Below are 17,865 nucleotides of genomic sequence, written 5' to 3' on the forward strand. Positions count from 1 at the left end.
CGTACAACTCGGACATCACCTACGGCACGAACAACGAGTTCGGCTTCGACTACCTGCGCGACAACATGGCGTGGAGCCTGGACGAGTGCGTGCAGCGCGGCCACTACTACGCGATCGTCGACGAGGTCGACTCGATCCTCATCGACGAGGCCCGCACGCCGCTGATCATCTCCGGCCCCGCCGAGCAGTCGGCGCGCTGGTACACGGAGTTCGCGCGGCTCGTCCCGCGCATGCGCGGCATCGACGTCACGCAGCTGTCGCAGAAGGACCGCCTCGAGGTCATCGAGGAGAAGTCGAAGTCGTACCACTACCAGTACGACGAGAAGAAGCGCACGGTCGCCGTCACCGAGCTCGGTGTGGAGTTCATCGAGGACCAGCTCGGCATCGACAACCTCTACGAGGCCGCGAACACGCCGCTGGTGGGCTACCTGAACAACGCCCTCAAGGCGAAGGAGCTCTACAACCGCGACAAGGACTACATCGTCCGCAACGGTGAAGTCATGATCGTCGACGAGTTCACGGGCCGCGTGCTCGCCGGCCGCCGCTACAACGAGGGCATGCACCAGGCCATCGAGGCCAAGGAGAACGTCGAGATCAAGGCGGAGAACCAGACCCTCGCCACGATCACGCTGCAGAACTACTTCCGCCTCTACGAGAAGCTCGGCGGCATGACCGGTACCGCCGAGACCGAGGCGGCCGAGTTCCACCAGACCTACAAGCTGGGCGTCGTCCCGATCCCGACGAACCGCCCGCCGCAGCGCAATGACATGCCCGACCTCGTCTACAAGAGCGAGGAGGCGAAGTTCGACGCGGTCGCCGACGACATCGTCGAGAAGCACGAGAAGGGCCAGCCGGTCCTGATCGGCACGACGAGCGTCGAGCGCTCCGAGTACCTGTCGAAGCTGCTGGTGCGCAGGGGCATTCCGCACGAGGTCCTGAACGCGAAGCACCACGACCGCGAGGCGCTGATCATCGCGAAGGCGGGCCGCAAGGGCGCCGTCACGGTCGCGACGAACATGGCCGGCCGCGGTACCGACATCGTGCTGGGCGGCAACCCGGACATCATCGCCGACCACGAGCTGCGCGAGCGCGGGCTCGACCCGGTGGAGACGCCGGAGGAGTACGAGGCCGCGTGGGCCAAGATCGTCGAGGAGCTGACGATCCAGGGCAAGGCGGAGGCCGACGAGGTCCGCGAGGCCGGTGGTCTCTACGTCCTCGGCACCGAGCGCCACGAGTCGCGCCGCATCGACAACCAGCTCCGCGGCCGCACCGGCCGTCAGGGCGACCCCGGTGAGTCGCGCTTCTACCTGTCGCTGCAGGACGAGCTGATGCGCCGCTTCAACGCGTCCATGGTCGAGATGGTCATGACGCGCCTGAACGTGCCGGACGACGTGCCGATCGAGCACAAGATGGTCACCCGCGCGATCCGCAGCGCGCAGACCCAGGTCGAGCAGCAGAACTTCGAGATCCGCAAGAACGTCCTCAAGTACGACGAGGTCATGAACCGCCAGCGCACGGTGATCTACGCCGAGCGCCACCGCGTCCTCGCGGGCGAGGACCTGCGCGAGCAGGTCGAGCACATGATCATCAGCGTCGTGGAGGAGTACGTCAACGGCGCCACGGCCGACGGCTACGCCGAGGACTGGGACTTCGAGAAGCTCTGGACCGCGCTCAGGACGCTCTACCCGATCTCGCTGGACCCGAAGGAAATCCTCGAGTCCGATGAGGACGTCACCCGCGAGTACCTGCGGGACCTCCTCGTCGAGGACGCCCTGAAGGCCTACCGCGAGCGCGAGGCCGAGATCGACGGCCGCGTCGGCGAAGGCGCCACCCGTGAGCTGGAGCGCCGCGTCCTGCTGTCCGTCCTGGACCGCAAGTGGCGCGAGCACCTGTACGAGATGGACTACTTGAAGGAGGGCATCGGCCTGCGCGCCATGGCGCAGCGCGACCCCCTCATCGAGTACCAGCGCGAGGGCTTCGACATGTTCAACGCGATGCTCGACGCGTTGAAGGAGGAGACCGTCGGCTTCCTCTTCAACCTCCAGGTCGAAGCGGCCGAGCCGGAGCCGCCCGCCGAGCCCCAGGTCCCCGTGACCCTGGGCGCGGCCCCGCAGGCCCTGCCGCAGGTGAGCTCCGGCCCGCAGAGCGGCGCACGTGCACGTGCCCGCGCGGCGGCCGCCGCCCAGCAGCAGGCCCAGCAGCGGGTCCAGGCCCCCTCTGGCCCGGCGATGGCGCAGCTGTCGAGCGGCAGCGCCATCCCGCCGGCCCTGCGCGGCAAGGGCCTCGGCGGCCCCGGCCAGCAGCACCTGAACTACAGCGGCCCGGCCGAGGACGGCGGCGTGGACGAGCACGGCGAGTCCAACGGCGCCGGTGGCCAGCAGGGTGGCGGCACCCGCAAGGAGCGCCGCGAGGCGGCCCGTCAGGCGGCGAAGAACCAGCGCCGGGGTCGTTGATCGTCCAGCAGCGCGTGGGCCGCGTTCCTCCAGGAGCGCGGCCCACGCGGCGTTTCGGGCCGTGTCCCTGACGCGGTGGATCACCGCCGTCCGCTGCACACGGCGTCTCACTCCAGCACCGTGAACGCGGTGAACCACCACCGCCCACCCCGGTGCTCGGCCCGTGCCGCCACGGCCAGCACCCGCCCCTCCCGCCGCACGGTCACGGAGATCTCCGCCACCAGCCGGGACGGGTGGCAGACCCGAGGCGCCCGGACCATCCGCGTGCTCCGAGGCCGGACAGAGCACCCCAACCGCCCCGCCAGCGCGGGCACCGCGACCTCCCGCAACAGCCGAGCGGTCCGCCGTCCGTCCAGCACCTCCAGCACCACCCCGACCAACCGGGCGGCGTCCAGCACGGGCGACGGCGGCTCCGGCTCCGGCTGCCAGACGGGCCGGGGACGGGGCAGCGGGATGACCGCGACCCACGCGGCATCCCCGACCGGGGGCTCGTAGGCGGCGAGACGGCGAACGACAGGCGGCATGCCGAACCAGGCGAGCCGGAGCCGTCATCAGGACACGAGCCACCCGAAAGTGGGTACCTTTCCCCCGTGCTCAAGGCTCTGGTGCTCGACTACGGCGGCGTCCTGACCGATCCCGGTGAGGACAACCCGCACGAACCGCCGCTGCTCACCGCTCTCCGCAAGGCGAAGCGGCACGGTCTCAAGACCGCTCTGCTGTCCAATGCGGACGGCTGGTGGCAGCCGCCTCACGAGTTCGCGGGCCTCTTCGACGTCACGATCCTCTCCGGTGAGGTCGGGCTCGCGAAGCCGGACGTCGACATCTACCTGCTCACGGCCGCCAAGCTGGACCTGGAGCCGGGGGAGTGCGTCTTCGTCGACGACCTCGCCGTCAACATCCGGGGCGCAGCCGAGGCGGGCATGGTCGGCGTCCACCACCGGTCGACGCGGTCCACCCTCGAGGAGCTGGAAGTGCTGCTGGCCATCGCGTTCCGCGAGTGAAGGCAGCACCTGCCGTCACGCCGGGTGGTTCTGAGCGCGTCGCACCAGTTCGAAGCAGAGCACGGCCGCCGCTGACGCCACGTTGAGCGACTCCACGCCCGCCGCCATCGGGATCGAGAGCCACGACGTGATGTGCGGGCGCACGTCGTCGGTGATCCCGGACGTCTCGCTGCCCAGGACGAAAGCGGCGCGTTCGCCGAAAGAGGCGGAGTAGATCGTGTCCGAGGCGTGGGAATCCAGCGCGTAGAGCGGATAGCCGGAGGCGCGCAGCAAGGCCGAGGCCTCCGCCGCGGTGCCGCAGCGCAGCACGGGGGCTCGGAAGGCCACGCCGGCGGAGGCCTTGACCACGAGCGGGTCGATCGAGGCGACGCCACGGCGCGGTACCACGATGCCGTCGATGCCCGCGGCGGTGGCGGTGCGCAGGATCATGCCGACGTTCGCGGGCGTGGTGATGCCGTCGAGCACCAGCACGGACCGCATCGATCCCTCTTCCAACGCCAGCGCCAGCGGCTTCATGCGCGGCGCGACGACGTCGGCGAGAACGCCCTGGTCCTGCTTGCCGTTGCCCGCCAGCACCTTCACGCGCTGGGCGGTCGCCCGCTGCACCTGGACGCCGCGGGACCGTGCCGCGTCGAGGATCTCGCGCGCCGCCGGGCCGCGCGCGGTGTCGGCGAGCACCACCTTGTCCACCGACAGAGCGGGGTCGTCCAGTGCCTCCAGCACTGGCTTGCGGCCGTAGACGGTGACGAAGCGGTCCTTGGGCGAGATCTCCACAGCAAGAGGGTGACAGAGCCCCGCACAGCAGGCTCAAACGGGTGAAGAGCCTGACTAGAGCCGTTCGGCCCTTGTGCTTCGGATCATATCGATGATGATCGTCACATGGCGGCAGGTACGCGCAGCGTCGCGCAACGTCAACATCTCGCGAGCGGCCAGGACTCGGACGTGTTCATCCGGTCCGACGGGCTGCTCGTCAAACGCACGCGCACCGGCCGTGACCTGCGCATAGAGGCCGAAATGATGGTGTATCTGAGCAGCCACGGCATCCCCGTCCCGCGCGTGCACGACGTCTCCGCGGACGAGCTCGTCATGCAGTACGTGCCCGGCCCGCGGATGTCCGAGGAGATCGGCCGCAGGCCGTGGCTCGCGGGCGGTCTGGGCCGCGACCTCGCGGACCTGCACCACCGCCTCGACGTCATCGCGGCACCGGACTTCCTGAGCGGCGAGGGCGACCTGCTGCACCTCGACCTGCACCCCGGCAACGTCGTGCTCGGCCCGGAAGGCCCCGTCGTGCTCGACTGGGCGTCCGCGACCAAGGGCGACCGCCGGCTCGACGTCGCGCTCAGCTGGGTGTCGCTCGCCGTCGCCCGCCTCGCGCCGGTCAGGAAGCTCACGCGGTGGCGGTTCCTCAGGTCGTTCATGGCCAACGTCGACCCGAAGGCGATCGAGGCGATCCCGGAGGCCGCGCGCATCCGGCTGGAGCGCCACGACCGCGATCCGCTGGAACGCGCGGCGCTCGAGAAGTTGATGGACCGCTCGCGCCACTAGGCTGGGTGGCATGCCGGACCGCCTGTCAGCGCTGGACGCCTCGTTCCTCTACCTGGAGGGTTCCACGACGCCGATGCACGTCGGCGGTGTGGCCGTGTTCCGGCGCCCCAAGGCGGGCTTCGACTACGACAAGCTCGTCGACCTCATCGAGCAGCGCCTGAGCCTCGTGCCGCGCTACCGGCAGAAGGTCGTGCACGTCCCGGGACGCATCGCGCGCCCGGTCTGGGTCGACGACCCGGACTTCGACGTCACCTACCACGTGCGCCGCAGCGCCCTGCCCAAACCGGGCACCGACACGCAGCTGCACGACCTCGTCGCGCGCCTGATCTCGCGCCCGCTCGACCACTCCCGCCCTCTGTGGGAGATCTACCTGGTCGAGGGCCTCGCGAAGAACCAGACCGCGGTCATCACGAAGACCCACCAGGCCATGGTCGACGGCATCGCGTCGCTGGAGATCGGCCAGGTCATGCTGGACGTGTCGCCGTCGCCGCGCACGAACGTCGAGAACCTCTGGATGCCGCAGCCGGAACCCAGCCCGCTGCAACTGGTGGCCGACGCGGTCACCGACATCGTGCACAGCCCGGGCGAGCTCGTCGAGAACGTCCGCAGCGCCGCCCTCGACACCGTCAACACGGTCGAGAAGGTCTTGAACGCGTTCGGCGTGCTGGCCTCCGCCGTGAGGACCGCCGCGACCCCCGCGCCCGGCACCCCGCTGAACGTCCGCATCAGCTCGCCGCAACGCCGTTTCGCCGTAGCGCGCTCTCAGCTCGACGACCTGCGCGCGATCCGCAAGGCACACGGCGGCACAGTCAACGACGTGGTGCTGGCGGCGTTGAGCGGCGCCCTGCGCAACTGGCTGCTCAGCCGCGGCGAGAATGTCACGGGCAGCACCACGATCCGCGCGATGGCCCCTCTGTCGGTCCGCGAGGCGGACCCGGACTCGGGCAACAACGTCAGCGCCTACCTGGTCGACCTGCCCGTGGGCGAACCGAACCCGGTCGTGCGCCTGCACCACGTGAGCCACGCGATGCGCGCGCACAAGGAGTCCGGCCAGTCCGTAGCCGCGGACGCACTGGTGAAGGTCTCCGGCTTCGCGCCGCCGACACTGCACGCCCTGGGCGCACGGGCCGCGTCGTCGTTCTCGCGCAGACTGTTCAACGTGATCGTCACGAACGTCCCGGGCCCGCAGGTGCCGCTGTACGCGGCGGGCGCGAGAATGACCGAGATCTTCCCGGTGGTCCCGCTCGCCAAGAACCAGGCGCTGGCCATCGGGGTGACGTCGTACGACGGCGGTGTGTACTTCGGGCTGAACGGCGACCGCGACGCCATGTCCGATGTGGACGTTCTCGCGACCATGGTCGAGGAGTCGGTGGAGGAACTGATGGGAACGGCGACTGCATGAGGGTGTACATCCCGGCCACGGTGTCGATGCTGCGCACGTTCGTCGACACGGGCGAACTGACCCCGATCGGCGGCACGGCGTTCGCGCTGACCCCGGCCCTGCGCGAGTCCTACGCAGCCGGCGACACGGAAGAGCTCGAGTACGCCGCGATGCTGGACGCGGCCCGAGCCTCTCTGCGCCTGCTGGCAGGCGACGAGAAGGCAGAACCACGCCGCGCGGTGCTGGCGGTGGACGTCGACGACGTGACGCTGCGCCCGGACCTCGACTTCTCGGTGGTGAAGATGAGAGGCCCGGTGACGCTGAAGGAAGTCGCGTCCGTGCACATGGACACGGCCGAAGCCGAGGACGACGTGCGAGCGGCGGCAGACGTGGTGGACGCGGCAGACCTGGGCGACCCGGACGCGGAGTTCGCGCTGGGCAGCGCCGAGGACCACGAACTGGCCTGGTACGCACCGCAGGAACTGCCGTTCGTGCTGGAGCTCATGTAGGCCGATAGCGCGCAACACACACACGGCGCGGGCCGGGTACCCCCAATTTTCATTCTAGTGCGGGGCACCGACAGCCGGGCTCGCCCAGGTGCGGTCCCTGCCGGCACGCCCCGGTGCGGTTCCTGCCGGGAACGCCCTGGTGCGCTACTTGCCGGGTACGCCCAGTGGCGATACGAAGCGAGCCGGACAGCCCTGTGAACCGCCGGTAAGCGGTGTGGCCCCTAGCTGTGCGATTGGGGCTTGACTTTGGGCGCGAGGTGCTACCTTGCCGGGATCGGGCGGGTGCGAAGCATCCGACCTCTTCCATCCGATGAAGCGCCTCGCAAGGGCCCCGAAGTCAAGCCCCAATCGCAATCGACGCGAAGCGGCGATGAACCCCGAAGCGTCGACACTGCCTGAACGACCACGCTGGAACGCGACGAGACACGGCCAAGGGTGACCCCTCCGCTGGAACCGCAACCAGCACGGCAAAGCCGACCCCCAGAGCCCAGGTCACATACCTTCAGCCGGCTCCCACAGCTCGATCCGATTCCCCTCCGGATCGACACACCACCCGAACAGCCCGAACTCCGAATCCTCGGTCTCAGGCAGGACCTCAACCCCCCGAGCCTTCAGCTTCGCCATCAACGAAACCAAGTCATCGACCCGCAGGTTCAGCATGGTCCGCTGATGCGGCTCCCCGATGTACTCGGTGTCCTGGGCGAACAACGCCATCGTCGTGGTCCCGGGGTGGTCCGACGTGGCGGTGTCGAGCCAGTGGAAGGTGACGGCGCCCTTCTCGCTCATCGGAACGCCGAGGTTGTCGCGGTACCAGGCCGCCAAGCGCGCAGGATCCCGTGAACGCAGGAAAACCCCGCCGATGCCAGTCACCCGCGCCACCCGACGGACCCTACTACCGCGTGCCACGATGGGGGAATGGACGCCGTCACGTCTGCACCCGAACCGGTCAACGAGCCAGTGCGCGCCTATGCTCCCGAGAGCGCCGGGCGCGCCAGCCTCCAGGCACGGATCGCGGAGCTCGAAAGCACCACGCACGAGCTCACCATGACCATCGGCGGAGAGCAGCGGATGGCCGGCGAGCGCATCGACGTCGTTCAGCCGCACGACCACCGGCACGTTCTCGGTCAGACGGGGCAGGCCACGAACTCCGATGTCGCCGATGCCATGCGCGCTGCTCAGCACGCGGCGCCCGGCTGGCAGGAGCTGCCGTTCGACGAGCGGGCCGCGGTGCTGCTGAGGGCGGCCGACCTGCTTGCCGGGCCGTGGCGCGACACGCTCAACGCCGCCACGATCCTGGGGCAGTCGAAGTCCGTGCAGCAGGCCGAGATCGACTCGGCGTGTGAGCTGATCGACTTCCTGCGGTTCAACGTCCACTTCGGCCGCCGGGTCCTCGAGGAGCAGCCGCGCAGCAGTCCCGGCGTGTGGAACCGGATGGACCACCGGCCGCTCGACGGGTTCGTCGTGGCGATCACGCCGTTCAACTTCACGGCCATCGCGGGCAACCTGCCACTGGCGCCCGCGTTGATGGGCAACACGGTGGTGTGGAAGCCGTCACCGACGCAGCAGCTGGCCGCGCACTTCACCATGCGGTTGCTCGAGGAGGCCGGTCTGCCGCCGGGGGTGGTCAACCTCGTCACGGGCGACGGGCGGGCGGTGAGCGAGGTGGCGTTGCGGGACAGGTACTTCGCCGGGCTGCACTTCACCGGGTCCACCCGCACGTTCAAGGCGCTGTGGCAGACCATGGCGGGCAACCTCGACAACTACCGCGCCTACCCGCGCGTCGTCGGTGAGACCGGTGGTAAGGACTTCGTGCTGGCACACGCTTCCGCCGATCCCCGGGCTCTCGTCACGGGGCTCGTGCGCGGTGCTTTCGAGTACCAGGGCCAGAAGTGCAGTGCGGCCTCACGGGCCTACATCCCGCGTTCGCTGTGGGAGAGCGAGGTGCGGGAACGGCTGCTCGACGTCACGAAGTCCCTGTCGTACGGCGATGTCAGGGACCTGTCGGTGTTCGGTGGCGCCGTGATCGACCGGCGTGCGTTCACCAAGCACAAGGAGGCGCTGCTGATGGCGTCGGCGTCCACGTCGGTCGAGGTGCTGGCCGGTGGCTCGTGCGACGACTCGGTGGGCTACTTCGTCGACCCGGCCGTGCTGCTCGGCACCGACCCGTACCACGACATCTTCACCACGGAGTACTTCGGGCCGATCCTCGCGGTGCACGTCTACGAGGACGCGGACTTCCCGCGGATGATGGAGATCATCGAGTCCTCCACCCCCTACGCCCTGACCGGCGCCATTTTCGCGCGCGACCGCGTCGCCGTCGAACAGGCGCATCGCGCCCTGCGGTTCGCGGCGGGCAACTTCTACGTCAACGACAAGCCGACGGGCGCGGTCGTCGGGCAGCAGCCGTTCGGCGGGTCGCGCGGCTCCGGCACCAACGACAAGGCGGGCTCGATCTACAACCTGCAACGGTGGACGAGCCCGCGCGCCATCAAGGAGACCCTCGTCCCGCCGACGGACCACAGGTACCCGCACATGGGTTAGGTGCGCGGCTTCCAGCCCGTCGCATTCGTGAGCTTCGTGCTCACGACCCGCTGCGAGCGCGAGAACACCTCGAACGACGCCGCGAACCTGCCGACGAACGCCGGCAGCCGCGTGATCCCCATGTCCCGCTTCAGCACCGGCGACGCGACGTTGTAGATCCCTGGAGGCGCGTCCAGCGCGGCCACGACCGCGGCCGCCGCGTCACCGGGGTGCACGACCGACATCCAGCCGTCGCCCACGAGCACCGGCGGCGACTGCGCCTCGCCGCCGATCAGCATCCCGATGCGCAGGAAGACACCGCCGGGGTGCGCGAGAACGTTGTGCTGCGCCTGCACCGAGCTCGCGACGTGCCCGACCGGGTCGAGCGGCGCGTCCTCGTCGAGCTCCCGGTCACCGCCGTCCGCGTAGACGAACGAGATGCCCTCCTGCACGATCCGCCCCACCCCGGCCAGCCGCGCCGCCTCGGCCACGGCGGCGCTGCCCTCGGTGCGGATGCGGTTGTTCTCGGCCCACGCACTGGCCAGCACGGCCTTGGCGCTGAGCGGGATGCGCGTGGCGAGGTTCACCACGGCGTCGCACCCCGCAAAAGCGGAGGCGAGCCGCACAGCGTCGAACATCGAGGTCGTGCGCCGGTCCAGCACCCCGACCTCGTGCCCGGCGGCCCGCAGCCGCGGCACCGCCTCCCGTCCGATGACACCCGTCGCACCGATCACGAATACCTTCATGACCAGGGGACGAGGCGGCGCCTCAGGATGTGACAGGCAGCCGTTCCAGCGCCTTGGCGGCCAGTCCCTGCGAGACCTGCCCGACGGCGTTGGGGTCGTGGCTGCGCTGGACGACCTTCAACCCGATGAGCTGCCCGTCCCGCGCCTCGACGACGGCGTCGCACGTCACCTCGCCCGAAGCGTCCTCGCAACGGCGCGTCATCGGGTGGTCGTTCACCACCGCGCCGTAGCCGCCATCGGACAGCAACGAGGCCGACGCGTCCGCGAACTTCCCGGTCTGCAACGTCAGTTCCACGGTCACCGAGTCGAACTCGAAGTCGCACGACCGGCCGTCCCTCGCCGGAGTGCCGGCGAGCTGGCCCGCGTCACCGGAGGCGAGCAGCGTGCACGGGTCGGTGTCCTCGAACTTCGGGGCGGCGGGCTGCGCCGGGGTGCACGCCGTCAGCGCGCCGAGCAGGAGCACGAGAAGAGGCCTGATCACGCGTCGTCCGTTCGTTCGGAGTAGTCGTCGAGACCGGCGCGGGAGGCGAGCAGCCGCCGCAACGACGACAGCCTGCCGGGGGCGTCGGGCACCAGTTCGTCCAGCATGCAGCCCGGGTCCTCCGGCGCGCCGAGGTGGCCGCAGCCCGGCGGGCACTCCTCCGCCGCCTCCGCGAAGTCCGGGAACGCCTTCACGATGTCGTCCGGCGTGATGTGCGCGAGGCCGAACGAGCGGATGCCCGGCGTGTCCACGACCCAGCCGCCGCCGGGCAGCTTCAGCGCCACGGCCTGGGTGGAGGTGTGCCGGCCCTTGCCGACGCCGGACACCACGCCGACCGCGCGGTTCGCGTCCGGCACCAGCTTGTTGACCAGCGTGGACTTGCCGACGCCCGAGTGGCCGATCAGGCACGACACGGTGTCCGCCAGGCGCGCGCGCAAGGCGGCGGGCTCCTCGTCGGACCGCGTCACGATCACCGGCACGTCGAGCTCGGTGTAGAGGGCGAGCAGCGAGTCCGGGGACGCCAGGTCCGACTTCGTCAGGCACAGCACCGGTTCCAGGCCACCGGCGTACGCGGCGACCAGGCAGCGGTCGATGAAACCCGTGCGCGGCGGGGGATCGGCCAGCGCGACCACCATGATGAGCTGCGAGGCGTTCGCGACGACGACCCGCTCGAACGGGTCCGTGTCGTCCGCGGTCCTGCGCAGGACCGAGGTGCGTTCCCCGACGCGCACGATGCGGGCCAGCGTGTCCGGCTGGCCCGTCGTGTCACCGACGATGCCGACCTGGTCGCCGACCACCACGGGCGTGCGGCCCAGTTCGCGCGCACGCATCGCCGTGACGATGGCGCCGGACTCCATCGCGCACGTCCAGCGGCCGCGGTCGACGCCGATCACCATCGCGGTCTCGGCGTCGGCGTGCTCCGGGCGCCTCTTGCTGCGCGGTCGCGTCCCCTTGCCGGGGCGCACGCGCACGTCGGACTCGTCGAGCTTGTGCCAGTCCTGCTTGCCCACTTCTACGCGCCCCCGGTGAGCATGGCGTCCCACATGCCGGGGAAGTCGGGGATCGTCTTCGTCGTCGAGCCGATGTCGTCGACGGACACGCCCGGCACCACCAGGCCGATGATCGCGCCCGCGGTCGCCATCCGGTGGTCGGCGTAGGCCTTCCACACCCCGCCGTGCAGCGGCACCGGTTCGACGATGAGGCCGTCCTCGGTCTCGGAAGCCTTGCCGCCCAACGCGTTGATCTCGTTCACGAGTGCCGCGATCCGGTCGGTCTCGTGGCCGCGGATGTGCGCGACACCGCGGATGACCGTGCGCCCCTCGGCCAGCGCGGCCAGTGCGGCGACGGTCGGCGTCAGCTCGCTCTCGTCGTGCAGGTCGATGTCCACACCGGACAGCTTCGCCGGCCCGCGCACGGTCAGGCCCCGCTCGGACACCTCGACCTCGCAGCCCATGCGCTCCAGGATGCCGCGCACGGCGTCGCCGGGCTGGGTGGTCGTGGCGGGCCAGTGCGGGATCGTCACCTCGCCACCGGTCACCGCGGCCGCCGCCAGGAACACCGTCGCGTTCGACAGGTCCGGCTCCACGTGCCACGTCCTGGCCTTGATCACGCCGGGCTCGACGCGCCAGGTGCTGGTCCCGTCGGTGTCCACCTCGACGCCGACCGAGCGCAGCGTCTGGACCGTCATCTCGATGTGCGGCAACGAGGGCACCGGCTTGCCGTCGTGCCGGACCGTCACGCCCTTGTCGAAGCGGGCGGCGGACAGCAGCAGCCCGGACACGAACTGCGACGAGCCCGACGCGTCGATCGTCACCTCGCCACCGGGCACCGACCCCGTGCCGTGCAACGTGAACGGCAGCGCGTCACCCTCGACCTCCGCGCCCAGCGACCGCAGCGCACCCAGCACGGTGCTCATCGGCCGCAGACGGGCGTGGGGGTCGCCGTCGAACCGGATCTCGCCCTCGGCCAGCGCGGCGGCGGGCGGCAGGAAGCGCATGACCGTGCCCGCGAGACCGCAGTCCACGTCGGCGGGCCCGCGCAGCGGACCGGGCACGACGTCCCAGCCGCCGTCCTCGCGGTCGGTGAACCCGATGCCCAGCGACGACAGCGCCGCGGCCATCAGCACCGTGTCGCGGCTGCGCAACGGCGCGTGCACGGTGGACGGCCCGTCGGCCAGCGCCGCGAGCACCAGAACGCGGTTCGTGATCGACTTCGAGCCGGGCACCGGCACCGTCGAGTGGACTGGGCCGGATGCGCTGGGGGCTGACCAGTGCTGAGTCATGCCCAGATGATCCCGCATCGCGGCACCGGCAGCTCGCACAGGTGTTCCCGGCGTGGGATCATGACGACTTCGGAGGTGATCGGTTTTGTGTGGTAGGTACGCCTCCACCAAGGACCCGGCGCTGCTGGCGGCCGAGTTCGACGCGGTGGACGGGACCGGCGGCGAGGCACCGGGGCCCGACTACAACATCGCTCCCACCAAGCACGTCATGGCGGTGGTCGAGCGCAAGCCGGAGGACGAGGAGCTGGAGCGCAGCGTCCGCGTCATGCGCTGGGGCCTGGTCCCGCACTGGGCCAAGGACCTCTCCGGTGCGGCCAAGATGATCAACGCCCGCGCGGAGACCGTGCTGACCAAGCCCGCCTACAAGCAGTCCGCTACCAAGCGCCGCTGCATCATCCCGGCCGCCGGGTGGTACGAGTGGCAGCCGGGCGAGGGGCGCAAGCAGCCCTACTTCATGACGCTCGGGGACGACACGTCCCTGGCGATGGCCGGCATCTGGTCCGTGTGGTGGAAGGACGACGTCCCGACCGTCACGTGCGCGGTGCTCACCACGGACGCCATCGGCGCGATGACCGAGGTGCACCACCGCATGCCGTTGCTGCTGCCGCCGGACCGCTGGTCGGCCTGGCTCGACCCGGCCTCGCTGGACCCGAGCGAGCTGCTCGCTCCCGACCCGTCGATCGTCGAGGCGCTCGAGCTGCGTCCCGTGTCGACGGCGGTGAACAGCGTGAAGAACAACAACCCGTCGTTGATGGACCGTGTCTCGCTGACCGAGGACGAGAAGCCCGCGCCCCCGTTGTTCGAGCTGTCGTGACGACGCTGTTGGTGGGCACGCCGCACGGCCCCGCGAGGGCCTCACTGCACTGTGCCCACGAACCGCGTGCGGCTCTGCTCCTGGGCCACGGCGCAGGCGGTGGCGTCGAGGCCCCCGACCTGGTGGCCGCGTGCCGCGCCGCGAACTCCGTCGGCGTGCACGTGGCACTGGTCGAACAGCCCTACCGCGTCGCGGGCCGTCGTGCCCCGGCACCCGCCAAGCAGCTCGACACCGCCTGGCTCTCCGTGGCCGAGGACCTGGGGGAACGCTGGTTCGACGGCCTGCCCCTGGTGTTCGGGGGCCGGTCGTCGGGTGCCCGCGTGGCCTGCCGCACGTCGGTCGAGGGCCAGGCCGTGGCCGTGCTGTGCCTCGCTTTTCCCGTGCACCCGCCGGGCAAGCCGGAGAAGTCCCGCATGGCCGAGCTCGACGGCGTCGAGGTCGCGACGCTGGTCGTGCAGGGAGAGAACGACCCGTTCGGCCTGCCGGGCAGGGCGCACCACCGCGAGGTGGTGCTGGTGCAGGGCGACCACTCGCTGAAGGCGTCCGTCGCGGACGTCGGCCGGTCGGTGGGCGAGTGGCTGGACCGGGTGCTGCGCCCGCTGGACTAACGCGCCATCCGGGTCCAGGTGTGCCTGCGCCCGCGAACCGCCACCGAGTAGGCGTACAGCAGCTCGGGGTCGCCCATGCCCGGCAGGAAGCAGTCGCCGACGTGGTGCGCGTCGACCCCGATCTCCTTGGCGGTGAGCGCGAGCTGCGGCACGACGCTGGTGTGCGCCCCTTCCTGCGATGTGCCGATCGCGCCCATGACGATGGCGCCCCTTTCGTGCACGGCCGCGACGGCCTCGGCGGCCGCCTCCCTGGTGACGCCGGGCAGCGTGCCGGGGATCGGGAGGATCACGCCGTCCGCGCCCGCGTCGACGAGGCGCACGAGCTTCTGGGCGGTGATCGGTTCCGGGTGGCCGGCGTGGTGCATCTTGCCGACCCAGAGGGCGGCCTCCGTGCGGATCTCCTCGGTGGCGCGGGCCATGCCGTCGAGGGAGCCGTCCGTGCTCGGGTTGGCGGTCAGCACGATGAGCGCCGCACCCGCGTCGGCGAGCCTGCGCGCGTTCTCCGCGGTGGCCTTGCGCAGGCCGGGGACGTTCCCCGGCTCCACGTTGACGCCGATCGGCCTGCCGATCCGCTCCGCCAGCTCGCGCAGGCTGCCCAGCTCACCGAGGCCGGGGAAGCGGAACGCGGTGCCGTCCCAGACCCGGTCGATCATGTTCAGCACGATGACGTCGGCGCCGAACGCGGCCATCAGCTCGGCGTTGTGCACGCCGTTCTGCCCGTCGAACGACAGCGCGGCGCGGTCGGCGAACACCTCGGCGACCATCGTCCGGCCCTCGGACGCGGCCACGGCGCCGGAGAGCTCAGGTCCGCGGAGCGCGGCGAGCCCGGTGCGGTCGAGATCGAGGATGCGCACGTCTGCCTCCCGTATTGGTCTAAACCAAGTAGTGGCACCCTACGACTTCGGCTGGGATCACGGCCATGAGCGACTTCGACGAGCAGGGCCGTCCCGAACCTCCGATGGACGGCGACGAGCTCGCCACCCTCGTGGGCTTCCTGGAGTTCCAGCGCGCCACCCTCGCGTGGAAGATCAGCGGGCTCACCGCGGACCAGCTCGCCAGGACCACCGCGAGGTCCGCGATGACCCTCGGCGGTCTGGTCAAGCACCTCGCCTACGTCGAGCAGCAGTGGTTCCACGTCGTCCTGCACGACCGCGAGCCGTTGGAGCCGTGGGCGAGCGTCGACTGGAAGGCCGACTACGACTGGGACTGGCACACGGCCGCGGACCACACCGCCGAGGACCTGGTCGCGCTCTGGCAGGACGAGGTCGGACGGTCCCGCGAGGCCGTCGCGGAGGCCTTGGAGACAGATGGCCTCGGCCAGTCGGCCAAGCGTCCGCCGTGGAGGGACGGCCGCGTGCCGAACCTGCGCTGGATCCTCACGCACATGATCGAGGAGTACTCCCGCCACAACGGCCACGCCGACCTGCTGCGAGAGGCGGTCGACGGTCAGACCGGGGAGTGAGGCACCGGCGATTCCCAGTCGAGACGGGATCGGCCGGAAGTACGGGAATTCTTTACCGGGACAACCGAATACGAAGTGATCGCGTCACCTGGGGTGTAAGGGGAACGCAATCGCTTCGCATTCGGGAGAACACTTGAACAGGCTCCGCAAGTCCGCGACCATCGGCTCGCTCGTCGCCGCCGCCGCTCTGGCCCTCGCGGGAACGTCCGCCGCGCAGGCCGCCGGCACGTCGCCCGACGCGCCCTGGTGCACCGGTGACGACCTGCTGATCGCCGCCCACGACATGCGCCCGACGTCGAGCCCGAACAAGGGGCACGTCATCAGCTTCACCGCCGCCGAGGGCGTCACCTGCACGATCGGCGGCAGCCTGAGCAACGTGCGGTTCCTCGACGCCGAGGGCCGGGACATGAACGTCCCGCTGACCGGTGGCCAGGGCGAGTACACCGAGGCGACGGTCAGCGGGTACTCCAGCGCCGTCGTCTACATCGGCTCGCCGAAGAAGAGCTCGAGCGTGACCCCCGCGTTCATCCAGTTCGACCTCCCCGGCCAGGGCAGCCTCGGTGACCGGATCGTCACCGCGTGGCCGTCGTGGATCGGCGTACCCGTGCAGATCGGGAACATCGGCTGGCCCGTCGGCTAGGCACTGATCCGGGCGATCACCGCGCCGGTGAGGCGCACCAGATCGGCAGGCGTGATCTCGACTTCGAGGCCACGCCTGCCGGCGCTGCAGAAAATAGTCTCGAATTGTGAAACCGACTCGTCGAGTACGACGGGCAGCCGCTTTTTCTGGCCGAGAGGAGAAATGCCGCCGGCGACATAACCCGTGGCGCGTTCGGCATCGGCGACGACCGCCATCTTCGCCTTCTTGCCCTTCAACGCGGCGGCCAGGCCCTTGAGGTCGAGCTGCGACGTCACCGGCACGACGCCGACCGCGAGCTTGCCGTCGACTTCGGCCACGAGCGTCTTGAACACGCGGTCCGGCACCAGGCCGAGCGCCTCGGCCGCTTCCAGCCCGTACGACTCGTGGCGGGGGTCGTGCTCGTACGAGTGCAAGGTGTGCGCCACCCGCTGCTTGTCCAGCAGCGCTGTGGCGGGGGTCCCACGTCCGGCCATGCGGAATTACTACCAGCACCCCCGTTGTTACGTAGGACGTGGTGACGAACATGCTCGAGCGGTCCCGCGTAGAGTCGTTCCCGACCCAGAACCTGTGGGAAGGGAGCGCGGTGCCCGCCACCGGCACGACAGAGACGACGGCGGAGCGCGCTGCGCGTTTCGAGCGCGACGCGATGCCCATGCTCGACCAGTTGTACTCGGCTGCCCTGCGCATGACGCGCAACCCGGCGGACGCCGAGGACCTGGTGCAGGAGACGTACCTCAAGGCCTACTCGGCGTTCGCGTCCTTCTCTGAGGGCACGAACCTCAAGGCCTGGTTGTACCGGATCCTGACGAACACGTACATCAACGGCTACCGCAAGAAGCAGCGCCAGCCGATCCAGCAGCCGACCGAGGAGATCACCGACTGGCAGCTGGCGCAGGCGGAGAGCCACACCTCGTCCGGGCTGCGCAGCGCCGAGGTCGAGGCACTCGACAACCTGCCCGACAGCGACGTCAAGGAAGCATTGCAGCGGTTGCCGGAGGAGTTCCGGATCGCGGTCTACCTCGCCGATGTCGAAGGCTTCGCGTACAAGGAGATCGCAGACATCATGGGCACCCCGATCGGTACGGTGATGTCCCGGCTGCACCGGGGCCGTCGCCAGCTCCGCGACATGCTGGCCGACGTCGCACGTGAGCGTGGTTTCCTCCGAGGGAACAACGGAGACGGGTCATGAACTGCGGCGAACCCCACGACACCGACTGCTCAGAGGTCCTGTCCGAGGTATGGCTTTACCTCGACCAGGAGTGTGACCAGGGCCGCAGGGAGGCGCTGCAGACACACCTCGACGAGTGCCATCCGTGCCTGGAGCAGTTCGGGCTGGAGGAGCACCTCAAGGCGTTGCTCGCGCGCAAGTGCGGCGGGGATCTCGCCCCGTCCGAGCTGAAGGCGCGCATCCGCGCCACGATCGT

21 protein-coding genes are annotated in these 17,865 nt (G+C 70.1%); 12 read left to right on the forward strand and 9 right to left on the reverse strand.

Annotated features, from left to right (window positions below):
• Nucleotides 1–2,453: preprotein translocase subunit SecA (secA, locus tag VM306_RS41090; protein WP_325525180.1), on the forward strand; the 2,453-nt coding region annotated here is incomplete at its 5' end.
• A 107-nt stretch (nt 2,454–2,560) separates the two neighbouring features.
• Here the strand turns inward: secA and VM306_RS41095 are convergent.
• Nucleotides 2,561–2,977 (reverse strand): Rv3235 family protein, encoded by a 417-nt coding sequence (locus VM306_RS41095; RefSeq protein ID WP_325525183.1) that lies wholly within the window; start codon nt 2,975–2,977, stop codon nt 2,561–2,563.
• A 66-nt stretch (nt 2,978–3,043) separates the two neighbouring features.
• Between VM306_RS41095 and VM306_RS41100 the strand changes: the two genes are divergently transcribed.
• Nucleotides 3,044–3,454 carry an HAD-IA family hydrolase gene (locus VM306_RS41100; RefSeq protein WP_325525187.1) on the forward strand — a complete coding sequence of 137 codons (411 nt, stop codon included), beginning with the start codon at nt 3,044–3,046 and terminating at the stop codon, nt 3,452–3,454.
• A 15-nt stretch (nt 3,455–3,469) separates the two neighbouring features.
• On the opposite strand, the gene VM306_RS41105 is transcribed toward VM306_RS41100, so the two are convergent.
• Nucleotides 3,470–4,228, reverse strand: a complete 759-nt coding sequence (locus tag VM306_RS41105) for an RNA methyltransferase (protein ID WP_325525190.1) — start codon at nt 4,226–4,228, stop codon at nt 3,470–3,472.
• Nucleotides 4,229–4,333: 105 nt separating this feature from the next.
• Between VM306_RS41105 and VM306_RS41110 the strand changes: the two genes are divergently transcribed.
• The 3 genes from VM306_RS41110 to VM306_RS41120 are packed head-to-tail and all read left to right on the forward strand — an operon-like array spanning nt 4,334 to nt 6,889.
• Nucleotides 4,334–4,999 (forward strand): phosphotransferase, encoded by a 666-nt coding sequence (locus tag VM306_RS41110; protein WP_325525195.1) that lies wholly within the window; start codon nt 4,334–4,336, stop codon nt 4,997–4,999.
• A gap of 10 nt (nt 5,000–5,009) precedes the next feature.
• Nucleotides 5,010–6,401, forward strand: a complete 1,392-nt coding sequence (locus tag VM306_RS41115) for a wax ester/triacylglycerol synthase family O-acyltransferase (protein ID WP_325525198.1) — start codon at nt 5,010–5,012, stop codon at nt 6,399–6,401.
• Nucleotides 6,398–6,889 (forward strand): DUF6912 family protein, encoded by a 492-nt coding sequence (locus tag VM306_RS41120; RefSeq protein ID WP_325525200.1) that lies wholly within the window; start codon nt 6,398–6,400, stop codon nt 6,887–6,889. The genes VM306_RS41115 and VM306_RS41120 overlap by 4 nt, the downstream gene beginning before the upstream one ends.
• A 492-nt stretch (nt 6,890–7,381) precedes the next feature.
• Here the strand turns inward: VM306_RS41120 and VM306_RS41125 are convergent, their stop codons facing one another.
• Entirely contained in the window at nt 7,382–7,768 is a 387-nt protein-coding gene (locus VM306_RS41125) for a VOC family protein (RefSeq protein WP_325525202.1), read from the reverse strand.
• A 36-nt stretch (nt 7,769–7,804) separates the two neighbouring features.
• Between VM306_RS41125 and pruA the strand changes: the two genes are divergently transcribed.
• Entirely contained in the window at nt 7,805–9,430 is a 1,626-nt protein-coding gene (gene pruA / locus VM306_RS41130; protein ID WP_325525205.1) for an L-glutamate gamma-semialdehyde dehydrogenase, read from the forward strand.
• Here pruA and VM306_RS41135 read toward each other — a convergent pair.
• From VM306_RS41135 to aroA, 4 genes are read right to left on the reverse strand one after another with little or no spacing between them, the layout of a single operon-like run.
• Nucleotides 9,427–10,143 carry an NAD-dependent epimerase/dehydratase family protein gene (locus VM306_RS41135; RefSeq protein WP_325525207.1) on the reverse strand — a complete coding sequence of 239 codons (717 nt, stop codon included), beginning with the start codon at nt 10,141–10,143 and terminating at the stop codon, nt 9,427–9,429. The two genes, pruA and VM306_RS41135, sit on opposite strands and share 4 nt — an antisense overlap.
• 34 nt (nt 10,144–10,177) lie before the next feature.
• Nucleotides 10,178–10,636: a hypothetical protein gene (locus VM306_RS41140; protein WP_325525209.1), complete on the reverse strand. Its 459-nt coding sequence runs from the start codon at nt 10,634–10,636 to the stop codon at nt 10,178–10,180.
• Complete coding sequence (rsgA, locus tag VM306_RS41145) at nt 10,633–11,646, reverse strand: ribosome small subunit-dependent GTPase A (RefSeq protein WP_325525211.1); 1,014 nt, start codon at nt 11,644–11,646, stop codon at nt 10,633–10,635. Before rsgA ends, VM306_RS41140 begins: the two co-directional genes overlap by 4 nt.
• Nucleotides 11,647–11,648: 2 nt before the next feature.
• Nucleotides 11,649–12,917 carry a 3-phosphoshikimate 1-carboxyvinyltransferase gene (gene aroA / locus VM306_RS41150; RefSeq protein ID WP_325525215.1) on the reverse strand — a complete coding sequence of 423 codons (1,269 nt, stop codon included), beginning with the start codon at nt 12,915–12,917 and terminating at the stop codon, nt 11,649–11,651.
• Between the two features lie 85 nt (nt 12,918–13,002).
• On the opposite strand from aroA, the gene VM306_RS41155 reads away from it, so the two are divergent.
• Entirely contained in the window at nt 13,003–13,731 is a 729-nt protein-coding gene (locus VM306_RS41155) for an SOS response-associated peptidase (RefSeq protein ID WP_325525218.1), read from the forward strand.
• The gene (locus VM306_RS41160; protein ID WP_325525220.1) at nt 13,728–14,339 is read left to right on the forward strand and encodes an alpha/beta family hydrolase; all 612 of its coding nucleotides are present in this window, start codon (nt 13,728–13,730) and stop codon (nt 14,337–14,339) included. The genes VM306_RS41155 and VM306_RS41160 overlap by 4 nt, the downstream gene beginning before the upstream one ends.
• Here VM306_RS41160 and VM306_RS41165 read toward each other — a convergent pair.
• On the reverse strand, nt 14,336–15,193 hold the full coding sequence (locus VM306_RS41165; RefSeq protein ID WP_325525221.1) for a hypothetical protein: 858 nt from the start codon (nt 15,191–15,193) through the stop codon (nt 14,336–14,338). The genes VM306_RS41160 and VM306_RS41165 overlap by 4 nt on opposite strands.
• 65 nt (nt 15,194–15,258) lie before the next feature.
• Here VM306_RS41165 and VM306_RS41170 point away from each other — a divergent pair, with 65 nt between their 5' ends.
• Together VM306_RS41170 and VM306_RS41175 are read left to right on the forward strand one after the other, a co-directional pair.
• The gene (locus tag VM306_RS41170) at nt 15,259–15,801 is read left to right on the forward strand and encodes a DinB family protein (protein WP_325525223.1); all 543 of its coding nucleotides are present in this window, start codon (nt 15,259–15,261) and stop codon (nt 15,799–15,801) included.
• Between the two features lie 133 nt (nt 15,802–15,934).
• On the forward strand, nt 15,935–16,441 hold the full coding sequence (locus tag VM306_RS41175; RefSeq protein WP_325525225.1) for a hypothetical protein: 507 nt from the start codon (nt 15,935–15,937) through the stop codon (nt 16,439–16,441).
• On the opposite strand, the gene ybaK is transcribed toward VM306_RS41175, so the two are convergent.
• A complete protein-coding gene (gene ybaK / locus VM306_RS41180; RefSeq protein ID WP_325525227.1) occupies nt 16,438–16,914 on the reverse strand; it encodes a Cys-tRNA(Pro) deacylase in 477 nt (158 codons plus the stop codon). The genes VM306_RS41175 and ybaK overlap by 4 nt on opposite strands.
• 50 nt (nt 16,915–16,964) lie before the next feature.
• On the opposite strand from ybaK, the gene VM306_RS41185 reads away from it, so the two are divergent.
• Both VM306_RS41185 and rsrA read left to right on the forward strand, forming a co-directional pair.
• Nucleotides 16,965–17,630, forward strand: a complete 666-nt coding sequence (locus VM306_RS41185; protein ID WP_325525231.1) for a sigma-70 family RNA polymerase sigma factor — start codon at nt 16,965–16,967, stop codon at nt 17,628–17,630.
• Nucleotides 17,627–17,865, forward strand: a 239-nt coding sequence (gene rsrA / locus VM306_RS41190; protein ID WP_325525229.1) for a mycothiol system anti-sigma-R factor, incomplete at its 3' end; no start/stop codon positions are given. The genes VM306_RS41185 and rsrA, both read left to right, overlap by 4 nt.

Source organism: Lentzea sp. (assembly GCF_035525475.1).
Taxonomy (GTDB): domain Bacteria; phylum Actinomycetota; class Actinomycetes; order Mycobacteriales; family Pseudonocardiaceae; genus Lentzea.

Bases quoted from the DNA above. Each gene is read 5' to 3' on its own strand.
- VM306_RS41095 (WP_325525183.1), bottom strand. From the start codon at position 2,977: ATGCCGCCTGTCGTTCGCCGTCTCGCCGCCTACGAGCCCCCGGTCGGG.
- VM306_RS41110 (WP_325525195.1), top strand. From the start codon at position 4,334: ATGGCGGCAGGTACGCGCAGCGTCGCGCAACGTCAACATCTCGCGAGC.
- VM306_RS41115 (WP_325525198.1), top strand. From the start codon at position 5,010: ATGCCGGACCGCCTGTCAGCGCTGGACGCCTCGTTCCTCTACCTGGAG.
- VM306_RS41120 (WP_325525200.1), top strand. From the start codon at position 6,398: ATGAGGGTGTACATCCCGGCCACGGTGTCGATGCTGCGCACGTTCGTC.
- pruA (WP_325525205.1), top strand. From the start codon at position 7,805: ATGGACGCCGTCACGTCTGCACCCGAACCGGTCAACGAGCCAGTGCGC.
- aroA (WP_325525215.1), bottom strand. From the start codon at position 12,917: ATGACTCAGCACTGGTCAGCCCCCAGCGCATCCGGCCCAGTCCACTCG.
- VM306_RS41170 (WP_325525223.1), top strand. From the start codon at position 15,259: ATGAGCGACTTCGACGAGCAGGGCCGTCCCGAACCTCCGATGGACGGC.
- ybaK (WP_325525227.1), bottom strand. From the start codon at position 16,914: ATGGCCGGACGTGGGACCCCCGCCACAGCGCTGCTGGACAAGCAGCGG.
- VM306_RS41185 (WP_325525231.1), top strand. From the start codon at position 16,965: ATGCTCGAGCGGTCCCGCGTAGAGTCGTTCCCGACCCAGAACCTGTGG.